This is a genomic window from Roseivirga pacifica, from assembly GCF_900111145.1.
In the GTDB taxonomy this organism is placed as follows: domain Bacteria; phylum Bacteroidota; class Bacteroidia; order Cytophagales; family Cyclobacteriaceae; genus Roseivirga; species Roseivirga pacifica.
Genome location: NZ_FOIR01000001.1, coordinates 80992 through 101735, shown reverse-complemented (window position 1 = coordinate 101735; position 20744 = coordinate 80992). Strand labels below are relative to the sequence as shown.

Sequence of the window (20744 nt, the reverse complement as noted above, 5' to 3'; positions counted from 1 at the left end):
CTTGAGTAGAGTTCTTACATTCATATTAATCCTGTGCCCACTTTTCGTTTTTGGGCAAAATTCTTATCACACTAAGAAGAAGAAAGCCATTGAGGCATTTGAGCAAGCGAACAATGCTGTGGCTATTGGCGACTTAAACAAAGCGCTAACGCACATAACCGAGGCGATTGATAAAGACAAAAGTTTTGATGAGGCATTGCTTTTGGCCATGCAAATCAATTTGCAATTGGGTGATGAAGCCAATGCTAGCAACTTGTTGAGTAATGCTGATGATGAGGTGGAGCCTTCCTTCTATAATAGAATGTTGGTTGATTTGGCGCAGTATCACTTTTTGCAAGGTGACTACCATAAGGCCAATGCTTACCTAAACAAGGTGTCTGGAGGTACTTTGGGAATGAGCAAAGTCACGATAGATCAGCTAAGGGCAAATCTGGATTTTGCTTTGAACCAGGTGGCAAAGCCAAAGCAGGTAGAATTTGAAAAACTCAAATCGCACCTCAATGGGTTCGAGATGCAGTACTTTCCATCGGTCGATGCTTTCGGACAACTCGTTTTTACGGCTCGTGAAATGGGCGCCCTGAGCGATGAGAATTTGATGGTAAGTTTTGATTCGGCAGGTTACTGGACTACCCCAGTTTCTATTTCTGAGAATATTAATTCCCAACGTAACGAGGGAACAGCATCGATCTCTGCCAATGGAAAGACGTTAGTTTTTACAGGCTGTAATAAAGAAGGCAACATTGGGGGCTGTGATTTATACATTAGTTATAAGGAGGCGGGGGAATGGAGTTTGCCTGAGCTTTTAGATGAAAGTGTTAACAGTGAAGCTTGGGATTCGCAACCCTCACTCAGTAGTGATGGTAAAACCCTATACTTTGTAAGTAATAGAAGCGGTGGGCTTGGTAAACAGGATATATGGGTGTCTCAGAATTTGGCAGGTAGCTGGCAGCCAGCGGTAAACTTGGGCACAACCATTAACACCATTGGTAATGATTGCTCTCCTTATATATATGCAGATAACTCCACTTTGTTTTATAGTACTGATGGCCAAAGGGGCTTGGGTGGCTTAGACCTGTTTAAGTCAACCGTAGAGGGCAACTTATGGAGCCAACCAGAAAATCTTGGCTATCCTATAAATAATGAGCGTGATCAAACAGGGTATAGCATTAGTTTAGAGGGCTGGGCCTATTATAGTGAAGTTTCTGAAGAAGGAAGAATCCATTTGTATAGGCTAAAGCTGCCTCAGGATGTGCTGCCAGAGAGGCGAGTAGCTCCTTGGAGTGTGGTATTGATTAATGGAGAGTCTGGAAAGCCGATTGAGTCGCTAGCCAAGCTGGCTTGGAGTAGCGATACACTGGAGGCTGCCACTGGTAAAGATGGTAGTATAAACATGATTTTAAGCGGTAAGTCCGGAGCCTATAGTGTATCGGTCTCGGGCTTTGAGACCAAACTGGCACAAAGGAGTGATAGCGTTGTAAGGTTGTATCCTTACAAAGTAGGTCAAAGCCTCGGGGAGCCATTGCTTTTTGAAACCAATAGTACGGAGTTCTCTGAGAAGACTGAAAAGCAGCTCGAAGAAGCACTTGAATTTCTGTTGCTTCACCCAGAGGTTGTGGTTGAAATTTCTGGACATACAGACGCTATTGGTAGCGAAATGGATAATTTAAGGCTCTCAGAGGCCCGCGCTATGGCTGTTTACCATTATTTTTTGAAAAAAAGCGTACCCAAAGAAAATTTGGTTTTTAAGGGGTACGGAGAATCCAAGCTAATGAAAGGTAATGCTGGGCTAATGGTTAATAGTCAAAACAGGAGAGTTGAGTTAAAAATTGCTAAAATTCTTAATTAGCAATAAAAACCATTGTTTTTGGCACGCTAAACCGCTTGTGTAAGTTTTGCTGCGTTTTAAGACGATGTTAAGTCGGTAGAAAGTTGGTGCATTTTCCCTAGAATCAGAATACCCTTACTATTCCAAACAAAATTTTTAAATCTGCTTAAATAGTGTTTAAGGGCAGAAAAGAGTCGTTGTAAGGCTGAGTTTCCAACATTTATTTTGTTTCCTCTTTATTATTATTTGATGACATTTTGATTTATGTTTGACGTTCCAAACAAATAAACTATTTCTAATTCTAACTAAAATGAAAACAATATGAAGAGGAATTTACTGACTTGTTTCATGTTGGCGTTCTTTCTAATCGCTTCTTCAGCGGTTGCTCAGCAAAGAACGATTTCAGGTAAAGTTACGGGGGCTGATGACGGCCTTCCATTGCCTGGAGTAACCATCTTGATTAAAGGAACAGGTACTGGACAATCTACAGACATGGATGGTAACTACACCATGAACGTAGAGAGTGGTAGTACTTTAGTTTTTAGTTTCTTGGGTTACATTACTCAAGAGGTGGTGATTAACAACCAAACTGTATTGAATATTGCAATGCAGCCGGATGTTCAGTCACTTGGAGAGGTTGTTGTAACTGGTTACGGTGAGTCTACTAAGCGATCTTACACCGGTACTGCAGCTACTGTGAAGAAGGAAGATATTGAGGCTAAGAACTTCAGTAACGTATCACAAGCATTAGCTGGTGAGGTTTCTGGTGTTACTGTAATCAACACTTCTGGTCAGCCTGGTACTACTTCAACTATCCGTATTAGAGGTTTTGGTTCTGTTAATGGTAACAGAAACCCACTTTATGTAGTTGATGGTGTTCCTTTCTCAGGAAGTATCAACTCTATTAACCCTGCTGATATTGAGTCTACAACAGTATTGAAAGATGCTACTTCTACTGCTCTTTATGGTGCTAGAGGTGCTAACGGTGTTATTTTGATTACTACTAAGAGTGGTAAGGCTAATGAGTCAAACATCGAAGTAGATATTAAGACTGGTATTAACGATCAAATGCTTCCTCGTCAAAGCGTTTTAACTTCTCCAGAGGAGTATATCGGCTTAACTTGGGAGTCTCTTTATAATAGAGGTGTTGCTACTGGTGAAGCTGATCCTGTTGCTTTTGCTAACTCTACCTTGTTTGGTGGTGGCGGTATTTCTGCTCATTATAACATGTGGAATGTTGCTGATGGCGGTGAGTTAATCGATCCTGCAACTGGTACTGTAAGACCTGGTGTTACTAGAAAGTACAACCCAGAAAGATGGGCTGACTACGGTATCCAAAGCTCTACAAGAACTGAAGCTAACATCAGAATTAGCGGTGGTAGCAAAGACACTAAGTACTTTACTTCATTCGGTTATTTGGACGATGTAGGGGCTATCATCAACTCTGATTATGAGAGATACTCAACTAGATTGAACATTCAGTCTAACGTTAAAGAATGGTTAACAACTTCAGTTAACTTAGGTTACGCATACTCAGAAAACCAAACAAACGGTCAGTCAAGCGACTCTGGTAGTATTTTCTGGTTCTCAGATAACATTCCTTCTATCTACCCTCTTTTCTTAAGAGATGATGAAGGTAACATTGTTCCTGATCCTGTTTTTGGTGGTAACCAATATGATTATGGTGACCAAGGTAGAGGTTTCGGTGCATTGACTAACTCAATTGCTGACGCTCACTATGACAGAAATGGTAATAAGCGTCACGAGCTAAATGGTAACTTTACTATCGATGCTCAGATTACTGACGTGCTTTCATTCCAGTCTAAGTACGGTGCACAATTCTACGCAAACAGACAAACTAGCTTAAGAAACCCATTCTACGGTTCGGGTGCTTCTCAAGGTGGTTCAATGTTTAGAAATGATACTGAACTTTTCGTACAGAACTGGTTGAACATGTTGACTTACCAAAATGACTTTGGTGATCACAGCCTAGAGATTTTAGGTGCTCACGAGAGCAACTCTTACGATCAGACAATCTTTACTGCTAACAAGCAAAAGGCTGTATTGCCTTACCTTGATGAGTTTGATAACTACGTAATCGTATCTTCTCCTCCAAGCAGTTACAAAAACAGCTCAAGATTGGAGAGTTACTTTGCTCAAGGTAACTATAGCTACTTGAACAAGTATTACTTGTCAGCATCTGTTAGACGTGATGGTTCTTCAAGATTTGCTAATAACAAATGGGATACTTTCTGGTCTGTAGGTGCATCTTGGATTGCTTCTGATGAGGACTTCCTTACACTTGATTTTGTTGACTTCTTGAAGTTTAAAGCTAGTTACGGTTTAACTGGTGAGCAGGCTGGTGTTGGTCTATTCCCTGGTTACAATACATTCAACGTTAGTAACTTGAACGATGAGATTTCTATCTCTGAAAGAAACATTGGTAACCCTGATTTGACTTGGGAGACTTCTAAGCAATTCCAAATTGGTACTGAGTTTACTTTGTTCAACAACTTCATTGATGGTAGCGTTGACTACTTCATTAAGAACACTACTAACTTACTTTTCGATAGAAGAGTTGGTCCTTCTGTAGGTTACGCACTTCAAACTGTGAACGATGGTGCCTTGAGAAACTCAGGTCTTGAATTCGATTTGACTGCTCACTTGATTAAGAAGAATGATTTCAACTTAGACTTTGCAGTAAACGGTGCATTCTTGAATAACGAATTGACTAAAATGCCAATCGATCCAGCAACTGGAGAAGAGAAGGTGTTAGATATTGCTGGTTCTTATGGTAGAACAGTAGGTCGCTCTTTATTCGATTACTACATGAGAGAGTGGGCAGGTGTTAACCCTGACGATGGTACTGCTATGTGGAACCTTTACTATGATGATGCTAACGGTAACGGTGCATTTGATGACGGTGAAGGAATTGAGTCTCTTTACGAGTACAAAAAGGAGAACCCTAACGCAACTATCCTGAAAACTACTACTGATACTTATGCTAATGCTACTCAGAAGTTCATTGACAAGTCTTCTATCCCAACTGTAAATGGAGCATTTAGACTTTCAGCGTCTTACAAAGGCTTTACATTCGGTGCGCAATTCATTTACATGTTAGGTGGATACGCATATGACAGTTCTTATGCTGGTTTGATGCACAATAGAACTGCTGGTAATAACAACTGGCATACTGATATCAGAGACAGATGGCAGCAACCAGGTGATGTAACAGATGTGCCAAGGTTATCTGATAACTACGATACAAACGTTAATAGTACATCTACAAGATTCTTGACTAAGAAGAACTACCTAGGTTTGAATAATATTAGAATTGGCTACACACTTCCTACTAACTGGGTTAGCAGAGCAGGTATGAAGTCAGCAAATGTTTCTCTTTCAGCCGATAACCTTATGATTTTGAGTGCTAGACAAGGTTTCAACCCATCTACTTCAGAGTCTGGTTCTTCTAGTACTTATAACTATGCACCTCTAACGACATTCACGTTAGGACTAAGAGTTAAATTCTAATAGAAATATTGAGAGAAATGAAAAATAAATTAATAGCATTATTAGGAGGAGCTTCCATGCTTGCGTTGACGGGTTGTGGAGAGGAGTTTTTGGAGGTTGAACCTTCTCAATTCCTTACCCAAGAGCAAGTACAAGAAGCAGCAGAGAACAACCCAGATGTGGTTGCGGGTAGTATGAGTGGTATTTACACCCTCATGTTCCAAACTGGAACTGGTGGTGACGGTGGCCACGATGACTTCGGTCAAAAGGGTTATGATATTTTCAGTGACTTCTTGACAAGTGACTTGGCGCTATCTATTAGTACTTACGGATGGTACAGGACTGTAACTGAATATCAAGCTACTACTGACTTTACCTTTGGTGAAAACTACATGGTTTGGAGATATTACTACAGAATTGTAAGATCTGCCAACTTGGTAATTGACGCATTGGGTGGTAATGATGCCGTGCCTGAGTTAGATGAGAACCTACACATTATGGGTCAAGCAAAAGCAATGAGAGCTTACGCTTACTTCTACCTTACTCAGTTCATGCAGAGAGATTACAATCCAAGTGAGGAGATTCTTCCAATCTACATTGTTCCAGATTCTCCGAACGTTGGTAAGAGCACAGCTCAGGAAGTGTTTGATTTAATCGTTTCTGATTTAACAGATGCAATTGATCACTTAGAGACTTTCCAACGAGGAGCTAAGAACGAAGTGAACCAGAATGTTGCTAAGGCACTTTTGGCTTATACTTACGCTGCTATGGGTGATTACGCTCAAACTAAAACCCTTACTGCTGAGATTATTAATTCAGGTGAGTTTACTTTAGTTAACAAGACTGAGGCTACAGGTGGTTTCAACGATGTGGCTACTCCAGGATGGATGTGGGGTGCAGACCTTACAAACGACATTGGTCTTAACCTTGTTTCTTGGTGGGGTCAAATGGATGCTTATACTTACAGCTACCAGTGGGCTGGTGATAGAAAGGTTATGGATCAATCATTGTTCGACCTTATTCCTGCTAACGATGTAAGAAAAGGCCAGTTCCTTGATAACTCTGCAAGTGCTTATCACCTAGCTCCAATCAATAAGTTCTATGATCCAAATAGAGTAATTGGTGGACAGAGATATATCACAACTGATTATGTTTATATGAGAGTTGCTGAAATGTATTTGTTACACGCTGAAGCTTCTGCTGCAACTGGTGACGATGCATCTGCAAGACAATCTCTTAAAGCATTATTGGTAGAGAGACTAGAGAATCCAGGTGATGAGAATTATGTGGATGCACTTAGTGGTCAAGCTTTAATGGATGAGATTTATCTTCAGACTAGAATTGAGCTTTGGGGTGAGGGTAAAACTTACCTAGCGCTTAAGAGAACAGATAACACTACTTTCAGAGGTGATAACCACCTTTCAAGTGTTGGAGAAACTCTTGAGTCAGACGATCCAAAGTTGACATTCATGATTCCTCAATCTGAGATTCAGAACAACCCATTCATTGATAGTCAGAACAACTAAGATTAATAGTTGATAGAATCATATAAAGGGCTCCTAGGAGCCCTTTTTTATTGCTTTAAAATAGAAAAGGTCTCACCCGTTTGGTAAAACCTTCTCTCACCTCATAAAGAAATTGATTGTAAGGGGCCATGTTAAACATGGTTTCCAACCCTTGGCTTATATACGAAGAGTGCATTAACACTGGATTGTTTTTGAATCTAATACATATTAAAAAGCCATCGCAGTAAGCTGCGATGGCTTTTAGTTTTTATGATGTTTCTAATTAAAACCTCATTCCAATGCTAAATCGTGCTTGGAATGGTGTACCTGGTGTGAAATGAATTTCGCTCACAGGAACGGCCTCGTTCTGGAGCCTTGATTCTGTATCGAATTGTGCTTCATTCCACTCCTCATTCAGCAAATTTTGAATGTAGACTCCAAAATCGAATGCACCTACTTGGTAGTTCAAAACCGCATCAACTACGGTGTAACCTTCAGCAATTACACTATTGTCTTCATTCGCAGCTCGGTCACCTAAGTAACGGTACCTAAGGCTTCCACTAAAGCCATTTTCTGTTTGAAAGTTTAAGCCACCTACGCTGGTAAAGGTAGGCGCAAGAGGAATGTAGTCCTCACCTTCCGCTTCGTCTACACTTTTAGGGTCTGTGTAGTTTGCATCAGCATTTAGATAAAGCCATTTTGTGAGCTGATAGCGTAAGCTTAGGTCAATACCTTGGCGCTTTGTTTTACCACCAGCCTCTACTATGCCAGCATCTCCTACGTACACAAATTCCTGGTCAAGATCGAGTCTCCACGCAGCCAAGTTGATCAATAGGTTGCGGGTTGGTTTCCAAAAAGTACCTATATCAATACCGTATGCTTTTGGCAGGATCTCCTGTCCGTTTTGAGCAACAACTACACGCGTGTCGTTCGAGTGAAAACCTATCCCCGACTTAACGTAGAGGTTTACATTTTCCGTGGCTTGGTAGGAAAGTTGAAGTTTTGGAGAAACAATCCCCTTATCTTCTACTTGCCTTTCATAGTTGGGGGTAAGGGCATCAACGTAGTCGAAAGTAAAGTAGTCGAAACGAAGGCCGGCAGTTAAGCTAAGCTTTTTGCTTAGGCTTAATTGTTCTTCTGCATAGGCGAAGATATTCGTTTCACGTACGTCACCTCTGGCCAAGTCATCAAGAACTTCTCTACGCTCTAAAGTGTGTGAGAGTCTAATGTCGTTTACTTGGTCGTAGCGAAACCCTGCACCAAATTCGGTGCTGGCATTAAGCCCAAAAAGGCTCCAGTCGTTCCAGTAGCTATTCTTTGAGCCATAGATTTGCCGGTTCTCCGTTTGGGTAATTTGGTCTCCATTAACTGGGTCTTCCAGGTAAAACGTGAAATTAGATACTAGTTCAAATTCGTAATTTGAAAAATAGAACTGGTTCTCTACCAACCCGCCATCGTTTGTTTCGGTAATCAGCTTGGCGTTAAGGTTCGTTCTGCTCGTCTGCCCACCTTCGGTATCATCAATGGCACCAAAGTGCGTAATCATGCCGCTTTCAACAGCTCTTATCGGTATTTGCCCCGATGCATCCCAACTACTGGTAAATGTAGAAGCTGATAGCTCTAAGGTTTGATTACTGCTTACTTTTTGATGATACTTTAACAGTGTGTTCAGGCGGGTAAAGTACTGAGGGCTGTCAAAATAGCCATCCGTGCGGAAGAATTCGGTTGCCAAATATAGGCTTGGGTCTTCTACAGTTTTGCCTTTCAGTAGATCAAACATGCCGACAGTTCTAAACGTCCCGAACTGGCCGCCTTCAAGTTTTAGATAGTTGTTAGCAAGTCGCTTTTTAGTATAGAAGTCGGCATACCCGGCAGTGTTCAGGTTTCCATGATCTGTATAGTATGGTCCCTTGTCAAAGTCTACACGTTCAATGGTTTCTGGAATCACAAAGTGCAGGTCTGAGTAACCCTGTCCGTGAGCATGAGACACCATGTTTACTGGCATTCCATCTACACTTAGCGAAATATCCGTTCCGTGGTCAATATCGAAGCCGCGTAAAAAGATTTGTTCTGCTTTACCTCCTCCTGCGTGTTGGGCGATAAAAAGGCCCGGAACTATCTCCAATACATCTTGAGAGGTTTCAATGGGTCTAAGTTGAATGTCAACCTCCGAAATAGTTGAAACATTCTGCCCTAAGTCTTGCGTAACCTCGACATCTTGTATAGAAAGTACATCTGGTTTTAGGCTAATATTGAGGCTAGAAATGGTGCCATTTTTAACCGTAACCGGCTGGCTTATTTTGGTAAACCCAATAAAACTCACAGTTAGCGTATAGTTTCCTGCTTCAAGGTTTTTGAACTGAAACTTACCTAACTCATTTGTGGCTTTAGCAATATTGTTTTCTGCTAAAACTACGTGTGCGCCAACCATGGTTTCACCAGTTTCTTGGTTAAATATGGTGCCGCTAATGCTGCCGCTTTGGGCAAAGAGAGAGGTGTTTATCAATAGATACACCACTCCCATAATCAATGATTTTTTCATTTGTTTAGGCAATATTTTATTGTGGAATGAGCATACTGCGTCCGAAAATGATCCGGCTGAGCTCATTCGAAATTGATTTTAAGATTGTGATTGATCATCACAGATGTTAATGGCCTAAAGGTTTGGCGGGGGAGTTAGAGGCCGATGGTTCAGCGTTAAATAGTGATTAGTGTATAAGTGTTTTTCCTCTTTGAGAGCTGCCGGTAAACAGTAAAGCTGTTTATCTGGTACTTCTAAAAACGTTAATGTAAAGAAGAATGCTTCGCTATCAGGGTTTTCTTGATTTTGCTGCTCATTAAGTGCTTTTAGGGATTTACTATGGTCGCTTATATCATGTGTATGGCCATGGGTTTTTACCTCATTATGACTGTGTGGATGCGGATGGTGTGTTGCTTCTGCTGGTTTATGATGAGAATGTCCGCCTTCATTATTATGGTGGTGTGTTTTTTCGTGATGATGGAACGGATTTTCAATTGAGTGCAAAACCTTGTGTCCAAAGGCAACAGCCGCATAGCCAAACAGCAGCGTGGAGTATAACACCAGCAAAGTCTTCGCAACGATATTTTGCACGCTTAGTCAGCCATTTTTACGAGGGGCGAAATTAGTATAATGTGTTGCGCATAGACTTAACTGCGTGTTGTTTTTTAGTGATTTTTATTCGAACGACTGAATATGGGGCTAATTGAAGGCCAATGGTTGAATTTTGAATAAATAGTAGGAACTTGCAGCATGAGCAAGAAAGCAGAAAAGTGGTTGTTGATTGTAGCGGTGGCGCTTACCGTATTTGGAGTGGTGGCGCTTTATTTGGTGGGGCCAAAGCAATTCCCTAACCCTGAACAATCAGAGTATATTCTTCAACTAATACTCTATCCTTCTGCACTTATCGTTATTCGTGGCATTTGGAAACAAACGCTTGAAAACAAAATAAGCTCTAAAAAGAAAGGGGATATACTGTGACGATAGATCTTTCAACTCCCGCACTACTTTTTCCGGCCATTACCCTTTTGCTTTTGGCTTACACAAACCGCTTTGTGGCATTGGCTAACTTGGCCAGAGGCCTCAGACAGCGCTATAAGGAATCGCCCGATATGGATGCCACAATACTAGGCCAAATTAAGAACTTGCGTGTGCGATTGCTCCTTATTCGCAATATGCAGGCTTTAGGTATTGCCAGCTTTTTTAGTTGCGTACTTTGCATGGTAGTAATGTACTTAGGTAGACAAGTAGTAGCGGAATACATCTTTGGTTTGAGCCTATTTTTGTTGTTGGGTTCTTTGTTGCTTTCTTTTATCGAGACACAAATAAGCACAAAAGCGATCAGTATAGAGCTAAGTGATCTAGCGTCTAAGTCTGTCAAAAAATAATCCCTATTGGCTATATGAGATAATTGAAGACCATTTGCATGGTCTTTTTTGTTGTTTATGACAGAATTTTTAATTCAAATACTTGTCTAGACAAGTATTTTTACTTACTATTGATAAAGAATTACCACCATTATGGACTTCGGTAAGGCTCTCTTTCACCTTAATAATAATCTTGGCTATAACCTTTATCGGGCTTATTTGCTCTTTCATAGAGAGCTGATAAGAGGCTTGAAGGGCTACGGTGTTACACCGGAGCAATGGCAGGTTTTGATAATTTTATGGAATCACGGAAGCGTAACACCTACCGAAATAAGCCGTGTTACGCTTCAGGATCTTCCGACCATTTCGCGTATGCTGGTGCGTATGGAGCGAGATGGTTGGGTAAAAAGAGTGGAGAATGAGAAAGACGGTCGCTCATTTCATGTTGAACTCACCGAGAAGGGGAGGAAAAGCAAGAATGAGATGATCATACAAATAGACAATCATTTTGCGGCTTACATGAGCGAAGTGCCACGTGATGTGCACAATGATTTAAGAAATGAGCTTCAGCATTTGCGAAGCATTTTAGGAGACTACACACCTGTTAAGTGACAGACGGTCCAGTCATTAAAAGAAGCGAGTAGGGCTTCATGGTCTTCATATGTTTAGGTTGATTGAAGATTACCGATGCGGAGAATGAACGATTGTCCGCATCGGAAATGACTTTTTCTGCCACCCGCTACCATCTCTACTAATTCCTTCCTAGCTTTCCGAAAAAACACTCCATGCGTAAACTATCATTGGCTATTCTTGCCGGCTTATTCCTTTTCGTCTCTTGTAATAATGCTGAAAAGAAGCAGGAGGAAGCTACAGTAAAGGCCCAAGAAACCAGTTTTTTCAATACCGCTACTTTTGAGGCCGAAGGGCCAAAAGCATTTTATGCTTGGTCGACAGATAGAATTCCTTTGGTAAGTGCGCACCGTGGTGGGCCATACCCTGGTTACCCCGAAAATGCAATTGAGACATTTGCCAATGTGGCGGAAAAGATGCCCGCCATTATTGAGTGTGACATTGCTATGACCAAGGATTCGGTTTTGGTGATGATGCATGATAACACAGTTGACCGAACAACTAATGGAACGGGAAAAGTAGCAGAGCTAAGTTGGGCACAGTTGCAAGAACTGAAGCTTGTGGACAACGAGGGTACCTTAACTGAATTTGAAATCCCTACTTTGGATGAGGTGCTGGAATGGGGTTTTGGAAAAGTATTATTCACCCTAGATGTAAAAAGAGGCGTGCCTTTTAGCATGGTTGTAGATGCTGTTGAAGCAGCAAAGATGGAGACTTTTGCAGCTATTATTTCGTACAATGCCAATGACGCAAAATTGATTTACGACCTGAATCCTGATTTGATGATTTCGGTAGGTGCAGGTAGTGTGGAAGCGTACGAGGCGCATAAAGCGCTGGGTATTCCTGATGAAAACATGCTGGCTTTTGTTGGTGTGCGCGAACCGGAAAAAGCGGTGTATGATATGCTGCATGAAAAGGGAATCACTACTATATTAGGGGTGCTTGGCAACTTAGATAAACAAGCCGAGACTAGGGGCGATCAGGTTTATGCTGAATTTGTAAAGCGTGGAGCTGATGCAATGTCTTCGGACAGGCCAATTGAAGCCGCTGAAGCCATAAAGGGGCTTTGGCCAAGTGAAAGTGAAAAATATAAATTCATAAATAAGTGATTGACTTAAGAAGCGATACCATTACCAAGCCCACTCCGGCTATGCTGGAGGCCATGATGAGTGCCAAAGTGGGTGATGATATGTTTGGTGAGGACCCTACTGTGGCAGAATTGGAGGATTACGTAGCCCAGCTCTTTGGAGTGGATGCAGCCTTGTATTGTCCATCTGGCACCATGACAAATCAGATTGGTATACGCTTGCACTGTAACTTGCAAGACGAGGTGATTTGCCACAAGTACTCGCATATCTACTTGTATGAAAGTGGTGGAATTATGTCGAATTCTGGTGCGTCTGTTCGCTTGTTGGAAGGAGAAAGAGGACTTATCACTTCAGATGCGGTAAAGGCTGCCATTCAACCGGATGATATTCATTCGCCAGTGTCTAAGTTGGTTTCTTTAGAGAATACGGCTAACAAGGGTGGCGGCAGCTGTTATGACTTTGAAGAAATTTATGCCATAAGAGAAACATGCCACGAGCATGATTTGAGACTTCACCTAGATGGTGCTAGACTTTTTAATGCCATGGTGAAAACAGGGCAAAAGCCGAAACAATATGGCGAAGTTTTCGATACTATTTCAATCTGTTTGTCAAAGGGTTTGGGTGCGCCTGTTGGCTCACTAATTCTTGGTAGCCATGCCGATATTAAACGTGCCAAACGTATTCGCAAAGTTATGGGTGGTGCTTGGCGGCAAGCGGGTTATTTAGCTGCGGCAGGGCTTTATGCACTCGAGAATAATGTGAAGCGTTTAGCTGAAGACCATGCTAGGGCGCAAAAAATGGCCAAAGTTTTAGAGGGTTTGGATTATGTGGAAGAAGTGCTGCCCTGTGAAACGAATATCTTGATTTTTAAAATTAACGCAGCGCAGTATACTAATGAACAATTTTTGGCTGCGCTTAAAGAAAATGACATACATGCATTTGGTTTTGGACCTCAGCTAATTCGATTTGTAACCCATTTGGAATTTGATGATGCACAACTGGAAAAGACCATTGCTGTGCTTAAACAACTTTAACCATGAAGAGATTTTTTGGACTGATTGCCCTTGTGGCTTTATTTTTTTCTTGTGAACCAAAACAAACCGAGCAGAAAGTGGAAAAGGAGTCGGACACTGAGATTTTATTTGTAGGTACTTACACTAAAAAAGAGGGTCATGTGGATGGCAAAGGGAAGGGCGTGTATGTGTACGAGATGAATAAGAAAACCGGTGCTCTGAGCTTTTTATCGGTTTCCGATTCCATTGTGAGCCCTTCGTACGTGGCAGTTCATCCCAGCGGTGAATATGTTTACGCTGCCAACGAATATCATGGCGGTGATGATGCTTTTGCTACGCTAAGTGCGCTGAAGTATAATGCTGAAGATTATAGCTTAACACTGATAAATCAGGTATCAAGCATGGGGCAGTATCCTTGTCATATTTCAATTGACAACTCGGGCAAGTTTGTAATGGCTGCTAACTATGACGGGGGTAGCGTAGTGCTTTACCCTATACAGGAGGATGGCGCTTTGGGGGAGCTGGCTTCTTACAAAAAACATGAGGGTGGTTCTTCTCATCCACGCCAGGATGCTCCGCATGCACATCAAATCATTCAGCACCCAAGATTGGGTTTTGTTACAGCCGTAGATTTGGGAGCCGACAAAATTTACGAATACAGTTTGGACACGCTTTCGCAGACTTTGGATTATGTAACGGATTACCCGAACTCTCCCGATATGTCCGGGCCTCGTCATATGGCATTTCACCCAACATTGAATACCTCATATACACTCAATGAGCTGATTGGTACCATTGAAGTGACTGAGTTGAGGGATTCGGATCGCTTTATGGGCAATATGCAGGTAATTTCTACGCAAGAAGATGGGGATGAAAGAGAGCCGGGTAGTGGTGCCATTAAGGTACACCCGAATGGTAGGTTTTTATATGCTACCAATCGCTTCGATATAAACGAAGTGGTGGTGTTTAGCATAGGCGAAAAAGGTGAGTTAACTCGTGTTGGTCACCAGTCTACCTTGGGTAAAACCCCACGCGATATTGCGATTGACCCTTCTGGTAAGTTTTTGCTGGCGGCCAATCAAGACACAGGCACAATTGTGACTTTCGCGATTGACCAAGAGACAGGCCTGCTTACGGAAACTGGCTATGTCGAAGAAGTACCTAGCGCTGTTTGTATTCAATTTTTGAAGTAACTCGCAAAAAAAAAAGGACGAGGCTATCAATTATAGTGTTTACTCAGCCGTCACAATCGGTGTCCTCACCGATTGATTGTGAGAGGCTGGATTTTATTTCGTTTTGGAGAGGATACGAAAACTAGCACTAGAGGGAAGAGAGCTGGCTTATTTTTTCAACTTAACGACTTTTCCACTTTTGGCACTCTGCTTAGCTGCTTCAAGAATTTCCATCACTATCAGGTTGTTTTCAAGTGCAGTAAGGTCGGTGTCTTTTAGTGCAACTTCACCGCGAACGACTGCAGCTAGTAGTGTGAAAGGATCGTCTCTTGGTGTTTCCTTGCTTAGGTTTGTGAGTTTTACTTCTTCTAAGTCGTCACCGAGTTTGTAGCGAAGGGTGCTGCCATTATCGGCAATGATTTGCCCTGTTACTCCATAAACTTCCATGTCCTTTCTAGAAATGGGCCAGTTCCATGAAGCTTGTATCACAACTTGGGTTTTTGGGTACTGAAGAAGTATGGTCGCTTCATCATCCACATTCGGATAAAGCTCTGGCTTATTGGTGGCCGTCATGGCGAAAACAGATGTTGGTTTTTCGCCTTTCATTAGCCAAGTGGCGAGGTTTGCGCCATAGCAGCCAAAGTCGGTAAGTGCGCCAGCTCCGTTTAGTTTAGGGTCGGTGAGCCACTCTAAAAACTCATCGTTTACGCCAATCTCTTTTGGGCCTCGGTGGCCATCGTGCACTACTATTTTACGAATGTCCCCCACCAGTTTTTCACTGTGCACCAAGTCATAAGTTTTTTGATTGCTGCCATACCAAGTGGTTTCGTAATTGGTTAGTAAGTGTATGTTGTGCTTTTTGGCGAGTGCGCTCATTTTCTTAGCATGGTCAAGGCTAACGGCTAGTGGCTTTTCTACCATTACGTGAATGCCTTTCGGTGCAAAGAATTCTACTATCTCTAGGTGATTGTATATGGTTCCAAAGGCTGTAACAGCCTCGGGCTGTATGTTTTCCATTAGCCTTTCCATGCTATCGAAAACGATGTCCATAGAGTAGCCATGCTGCTTGGTATAGCGTTGCGCCAGGTCCTTATTTGGCTCTACAATCCCGACTATTTCAATATCGCCACGGTTTTCGCGGCCGAGAATCCAATGAACGTGCGTGTGGGTTAGGCCGATAATAGCTACTTTAACGGGCGGTGCTTTTTCTTGGGCTTGTAGCGTAATTAACAGACAAGAAAATAAGAGGGTGAGTAAGCGTTTCATTCAGGAATTTAGGGAAATGATTTGAATAGTTCCGCCTAAAAATGAAGGTCGCTGTGTCAAGGGGCAAGGATTGATTGTTCCGTATATTTATCTATGGACATGCGCAAAATATACTTTTTTACATGCACCATTAAGGATTGGATTCCGTTGCTCGGTGATGATTCCAGAAAACAAATTCTTATTGATTCAATGACGTTTCTTGAGAAAGAAGGGAAGCTTAAAATCTATGCTTTTGTAATTATGCCAAATCACTTTCATGCAGTGTTAGAAATGCTGGAGTATAACGGGAAAGAAAGCCCTATCGCTAGTTTCAAAAAGTACACTTCACGAATGCTGATTAAGAGTATTAAGAGTGACTCTTTATTGAAAAGGTTTAAGGTGAATGAGAAGGATAGGGCTTATCGCATTTGGAAAGAGAAGAGTAGGGCTGTTGAAATGTATACTCCTGATGTGGTGTTTCAAAAGTTGGATTATATTCATCATAACCCTGTTACGGGTAAGTGGAATTTGGCTGATGATTATTTAGGGTATCCATTTTCATCAGCTAGTTTTTATCAAACATTGGAAGACCCTTTTGGCTTCCTGAGTCATATTAAGGACAGGGTTTAATGAGGGCAAGAGTCTGTTTGGTTGGGTGGGGTAGTTGTAGCTCATCCGCCACAATCGGTGTCTGCACCGATTGAATGAGGAATGCGAGAGCTTGTTCTTGTAGGAGATCGTTTCGGTGAGGACACCGAAACTGGCGGCAATGCAGCGATTGGTGGTACTGTGATTGTCTGTTTTTGAGTTTTTTAGCTTTCTGTTTTTGTAATTTTGAAAAGACTCACCCAGTAGTCTGTTCTTTGTTTGACCGCCACAATCGGTGTCTTCACCGATTGAATGAGGAACGCTGGAGCTTGTTCTTGTAGGGGTCGTTTCGGTGAAGACACCGAAACTGGCGGCAGTAGTGAGATTGAATATGCTGTTCGTACTCTAAGTGGCTTGTCGTAGGGGGTAGAAGACTTATACCCCTTTTAAATAAAGCTTGACAAGGTTTTGATGGTGGCCGGCATGGTAAATGCTGAAGTACATCATTTCGCGAACGGTAACCTTACCCATTAGCGGATGCGGAAGTACGTATTCGTCCATCTCCTCTTCTGTCCATTTGTTAAGCTTAGTCTGAATCTTGTCAATGACCGCACGTTGCGCTTCACAGAGCTTCTTAAAGTCTTTATGGGAAGTTGCTTCTGGCTTGAATTTAGCGGGAGCTTCCATTGTTGTGGTGGCTAATTTTTCCTTATAGCGCTCCACTACTTGTTCGTAATTGCGACCATCTCTGTTGGTTTTGCCAAACTGTTGTTTTAGTAAGAATTTGGGTAGTCCTAGGGCTTTTACGAGAGGTTTTGTGCTCTTTATCAGGTGGATGGCTTGCTGACCCGCATTCCATTTGCCTTCAGGAGCATAGTCGAATTCATCGGCCGAAAGGCCATCGATAAACTTTAAAAAATCGCTATAGGCTTCCTCTAAACGCGCTTTGATTTCCACCTTGTTCATGGGCGAAAATTATGGCCTTTTTGAAAGAAGCCAAAAGCAAAACTGTAATTATCGGGCAACCGATTGGTTGTGTATTGTTAAAAGCTCATTATTTCTCTAAATCGTATACTTTGTCTTCGGCTTACTTCAATTTCTTCACCGGTCTTAAGGTAAACCTTTAGCGTGCCACTAAACCATGGTTCTATTCGAGCGATGTACTTAAGGTTGATGATTTGCTGGCGGTTGGCACGAAAGAAAACCGCTGGATCTAAGCGGCCCTCCATGTAGTTGAGCGACCGTGGGATCATTGGTTGTTGCTCATTGAAAAATATGCGCGTATAACTGCCCATTATTTCCATAAGGTGAATATCGGCTAGGTTCACAAACCAGCATTGCTCACCATCTTTTACAAACACCTGTTTGTCAATGCCAAGGGTTTTGCTGCCTTCGGCTTGCTGTTCGCGGAGTCTGATTTTTTCTTCAGCTCGTTCTAACGCCAAGCTTAAGCGTTCTTCCTTTATGGGTTTCTGCAAATAGTCTAGGGCATTGTGGTCGAATGCCTTCATGGCGTATTGATTGAAGGCCGTAGTAAATATTACCTCGGGCACATCGATCAATTCTTCCAGTAATTCAAAGCCATCTTTATCGGGCATTTGAATATCCAGAAATAGCAATTCAGGCTTTTTCTCCTCAATCAGTTCAAGCGCAGATTGTGCGTTTTCGGCTTCGCCAATAATCTGAACTTGGTTAAAGTTTTTGAGTAAATGCTTCAGCTCCTGCCGAGCAAGGTTGGAGTCATCTATAATCAATGCTTTCATTTCAAGGGAATTTTTAACGAGGCGGTTACCGTGTTGTTTTCGGTGTTGGTAAGGCTAAATACTGCGAATGGTCCAAAGAGTATTTTCAGTCTTTCCATTAAGTTATTCAGGCCAATACCTTCTCTTTTTTGTTTGGGCTGCAATTGACCTGAGTTGACAACTTCAATAGTTAGGTTGGATGGGTCTTTACTGGTTTTTATGATAATATGCCCACCGTCTTTTTGAATGGATAGCCCGTGTTTAATTGCATTTTCAACTAGCAATTGAATAGCCATTGGCGGAATTGGAATTTCGAGTGTTTCGGGCGAAATATCCAGTTCATATTTCAGTCGGTCCTCAAACTGAATGGACTCCAGTTGCAAATAGTCTTTTACTATTTCTACTTCTTCCTTCAGGGCTACCTTTTCCGATGCGTTGAATTGGATGCTATAGCGCAATAAGTCAGAAATATGTGTGATCATTTTACGTGCCTTTTCCGGTTCAATTAGTATTAATGAGCGAATATTGTTGAGTGCATTGAATAGAAAGTGCGGATTGATCTGGTTTTTTAGTACCATCAATTCAGCCTCTTGCAATGCGGCTTTCAAGGCTAACTTCTCAACTTCCATTGCACGGGTTTTTCTAGATGACTTTACGGAAAAATAAATGGTTGACCACAGGCACATTACCAGAAACACATTGAACACATAGCCCCAAAAACTTACGATTGAGAAAGGTTGGATTCCGTTGAGCGGGGTGAGCCAGTAAATGATGAGGTGTATGAAAACTTGGGCGATTACCGAAGTGATGAACGCGCCAAGCAGTGCTCTTGGTATAAGTTGTTTTACGGCTAATTCGTGCCACTGGTGTTGCTTTACATAAAGGCTATATATGTGCGATGATATGATCAGCCCAATTAATATGATGAACTGAAGGATAATGGTGCCTTGATTGAGCGCATTGGTGCCTCCAAACATGCCAATCATGGCAATGAGAAACATGGTGTGGATGGTCCAACCACCGACTTGACATGCCCAGTAAGTAATGTTCTTATTCATTCAGTTTAAATCAATAGGGCAAAAAGGAATAGTCCATGGGCTAAATATATGGACTATTCATTGGTAAGTGATTAAAGAAACTTATTCAACCAGTTGTAGAAAAACTCGGGGTCGTCCCACATTATAAAGTGATTGCCATTATCGGTAAGGTCGACCGTTACATTTGGCTGAGCTTGGTATTGGGCTTTATAACTTGCCAGACAGCTTTCGCGGGTTACACCGTAGTTTTTGTAGGCTATCCATGCGCCAAGAACGAGTGTCGGAGCTTTGATTTCTGCCACTTCTTGGCGTAGGTCGGTGGCGTACATTTCGTACATGGCTTGTGCTATGGTAGTAACATCGCTTTGAGCACCCCACTTTGCCGTAATGGCTATTTTGTCCTCATCTCTGATCATGGATTTGAGCATCTCTTTTTGATAGGCCATTTGCTCTTCTTGCGACTGCGAATTGCTACCAATCATGGTCGCTTTTACTTGCTTGGCAAATTGTGTGGCTTGCTCTTCGGTTTGAATGTATGGCATTTGAATGCCAGCTAGGAAAGGGAGGGAATCCACAATGACCAATTTTGAAGGGAGATCGGGGTTGCTAATGCCTATTTTTAGAGCCAGAAAGCCACCCAAACTATGACCAATAATGATGGGTTTTTCTAGCTTGTTTTCAGTAATGTAATTCAAGATCATTACTTCAACTTGGCTGAAGAAGCCTTCGGTTTCTACGTTGTTTAGCGGAGCATTGCCTGCGAAGCCAGGTAGTGTCATTACATGGTATTGGTAGCCACCGCCCATGGCGGTGAGTGTTTCGTCCCAAACATCGCCAGCGCATGTAATGCCCGGGATTAGAATGATTGGCTGCCCCATGCCAGAAACCTCTACTTTTAACCCGGGTTGGTTGTTGGCAATGGCTTGGTTGGTAAACATGCCCAATAAAATGAGGCATGCCATGCTGAGTTTTAATGTTGACTTTTTCATATCGGTATTTTGAGTTTTTGATGTACCCAAAAGTACGTGGTGATAAAGCCAGCATTAATTGCTTTTAAGGGAGCGGAAGAAAACCCTCGGGAGTGGGGGCAGGCCCAAAATCAGAAAAATTGGTTTTGACACCCTATTGCATTCAATTCTAAACTACCTTTGGGCTATGCGAGGAACACTGGCAATTGTGGCAAGCTTTATTCTGCTGTTGAGCATGGCTCCGTGCAGCGATGATATTGCTGTGCTTGCTGGTGCAGAGGTAGATACTGAGCTGGCGCAAACTCCAGTGGACGATCATCAGCAAAATGAGGATGATGAATGCTCACCTTTTTGCTCTTGTGCATGTTGCAAAGTGCCTATTTGGCAAAGTCTCTTTCTTGTAGATCAGGCCCTGCCTGAGTTTCCGAGTAAAAATGGCGTGATTAAATCTTTGCTGCCAAAGCGCCTTTCTATTGATGTTTGGCACCCGCCAAAGGCTTGATTTACATCCTGTAATCAAGTTTAAATCAATAAAT

18 protein-coding genes are annotated in these 20744 nt (G+C 42.2%); 11 read left to right on the top strand and 7 right to left on the bottom strand.

All coding sequences use genetic code 11. From position 1 onward, the window contains the following. Position 1 precedes the first annotated feature (1 nt). The 3 genes from BMW98_RS00505 (at position 2) to BMW98_RS00495 (ending at position 6861) form a co-directional block, all read left to right on the top strand. Entirely contained in the window at positions 2 to 1846 is a 1845-nt protein-coding gene (locus BMW98_RS00505) for an OmpA family protein (protein WP_090256428.1), read from the top strand. Between the two features lie 300 nt (positions 1847 to 2146). Beyond that, positions 2147 to 5356, top strand: coding sequence for a SusC/RagA family TonB-linked outer membrane protein (locus tag BMW98_RS00500; RefSeq protein ID WP_090256426.1), 3210 nt, complete (start codon positions 2147 to 2149; stop codon positions 5354 to 5356). A 17-nt stretch (positions 5357 to 5373) separates the two neighbouring features. Continuing rightward, entirely contained in the window at positions 5374 to 6861 is a 1488-nt protein-coding gene (locus BMW98_RS00495) for a RagB/SusD family nutrient uptake outer membrane protein (protein ID WP_090256424.1), read from the top strand. Between the two features lie 262 nt (positions 6862 to 7123). Here BMW98_RS00495 and BMW98_RS00490 read toward each other — a convergent pair whose 3' ends face one another. Together BMW98_RS00490 and BMW98_RS00485 are read right to left on the bottom strand one after the other, a co-directional pair. Continuing rightward, positions 7124 to 9382 (bottom strand): TonB-dependent receptor, encoded by a 2259-nt coding sequence (locus BMW98_RS00490; RefSeq protein ID WP_090258162.1) that lies wholly within the window; start codon positions 9380 to 9382, stop codon positions 7124 to 7126. Positions 9383 to 9496: 114 nt separating this feature from the next. Then, the gene (locus BMW98_RS00485; protein WP_090256422.1) at positions 9497 to 9952 is read right to left on the bottom strand and encodes a hypothetical protein; all 456 of its coding nucleotides are present in this window, start codon (positions 9950 to 9952) and stop codon (positions 9497 to 9499) included. 159 nt (positions 9953 to 10111) lie between these two features. Here BMW98_RS00485 and BMW98_RS00480 point away from each other — a divergent pair, with 159 nt between their 5' ends. From BMW98_RS00480 to BMW98_RS00455, 6 genes are all read left to right on the top strand, one after another. Beyond that, complete coding sequence (locus tag BMW98_RS00480; RefSeq protein ID WP_090256420.1) at positions 10112 to 10339, top strand: hypothetical protein; 228 nt, start codon at positions 10112 to 10114, stop codon at positions 10337 to 10339. Continuing rightward, a complete protein-coding gene (locus BMW98_RS00475; RefSeq protein ID WP_090256418.1) occupies positions 10336 to 10746 on the top strand; it encodes a DUF2721 domain-containing protein in 411 nt (136 codons plus the stop codon). The genes BMW98_RS00480 and BMW98_RS00475 overlap by 4 nt, the downstream gene beginning before the upstream one ends. A gap of 132 nt (positions 10747 to 10878) precedes the next feature. After that, entirely contained in the window at positions 10879 to 11337 is a 459-nt protein-coding gene (locus BMW98_RS00470) for a MarR family winged helix-turn-helix transcriptional regulator (protein WP_090256417.1), read from the top strand. A 173-nt stretch (positions 11338 to 11510) separates the two neighbouring features. Next, positions 11511 to 12464 (top strand): glycerophosphodiester phosphodiesterase family protein, encoded by a 954-nt coding sequence (locus BMW98_RS00465; protein ID WP_090256415.1) that lies wholly within the window; start codon positions 11511 to 11513, stop codon positions 12462 to 12464. Continuing rightward, positions 12461 to 13477 (top strand): threonine aldolase family protein, encoded by a 1017-nt coding sequence (locus tag BMW98_RS00460; RefSeq protein WP_090256413.1) that lies wholly within the window; start codon positions 12461 to 12463, stop codon positions 13475 to 13477. Before BMW98_RS00465 ends, BMW98_RS00460 begins: the two co-directional genes overlap by 4 nt. Before the next feature lie 2 nt (positions 13478 to 13479). After that, positions 13480 to 14649, top strand: coding sequence for a lactonase family protein (locus tag BMW98_RS00455; protein WP_090256411.1), 1170 nt, complete (start codon positions 13480 to 13482; stop codon positions 14647 to 14649). A 147-nt stretch (positions 14650 to 14796) separates the two neighbouring features. On the opposite strand, the gene BMW98_RS00450 is transcribed toward BMW98_RS00455, so the two are convergent. Further along, complete coding sequence (locus BMW98_RS00450) at positions 14797 to 15894, bottom strand: Gfo/Idh/MocA family protein (protein ID WP_090256409.1); 1098 nt, start codon at positions 15892 to 15894, stop codon at positions 14797 to 14799. Positions 15895 to 15993: 99 nt separating this feature from the next. Here BMW98_RS00450 and BMW98_RS00445 point away from each other — a divergent pair, with 99 nt between their 5' ends. Then, a complete protein-coding gene (locus BMW98_RS00445) occupies positions 15994 to 16503 on the top strand; it encodes a transposase (RefSeq protein ID WP_162844628.1) in 510 nt (169 codons plus the stop codon). 393 nt (positions 16504 to 16896) lie between these two features. Here BMW98_RS00445 and BMW98_RS00440 read toward each other — a convergent pair whose 3' ends face one another. From BMW98_RS00440 to BMW98_RS00425, 4 genes are all read right to left on the bottom strand, one after another. Further along, positions 16897 to 17427, bottom strand: a complete 531-nt coding sequence (locus BMW98_RS00440) for a DinB family protein (protein WP_090256406.1) — start codon at positions 17425 to 17427, stop codon at positions 16897 to 16899. A 77-nt stretch (positions 17428 to 17504) separates the two neighbouring features. Beyond that, positions 17505 to 18224 carry a LytR/AlgR family response regulator transcription factor gene (locus tag BMW98_RS00435; RefSeq protein ID WP_090256405.1) on the bottom strand — a complete coding sequence of 240 codons (720 nt, stop codon included), beginning with the start codon at positions 18222 to 18224 and terminating at the stop codon, positions 17505 to 17507. Beyond that, a complete protein-coding gene (locus BMW98_RS00430; protein WP_090256403.1) occupies positions 18221 to 19261 on the bottom strand; it encodes a sensor histidine kinase in 1041 nt (346 codons plus the stop codon). The genes BMW98_RS00435 and BMW98_RS00430 overlap by 4 nt, the downstream gene beginning before the upstream one ends. Before the next feature lie 71 nt (positions 19262 to 19332). Further along, on the bottom strand, positions 19333 to 20229 hold the full coding sequence (locus BMW98_RS00425; protein WP_090256402.1) for an alpha/beta fold hydrolase: 897 nt from the start codon (positions 20227 to 20229) through the stop codon (positions 19333 to 19335). Between the two features lie 166 nt (positions 20230 to 20395). Between BMW98_RS00425 and BMW98_RS00420 the strand changes: the two genes are divergently transcribed. Continuing rightward, a complete protein-coding gene (locus BMW98_RS00420; RefSeq protein ID WP_090256401.1) occupies positions 20396 to 20710 on the top strand; it encodes a DUF6660 family protein in 315 nt (104 codons plus the stop codon). Positions 20711 to 20744 lie beyond the last annotated feature (34 nt).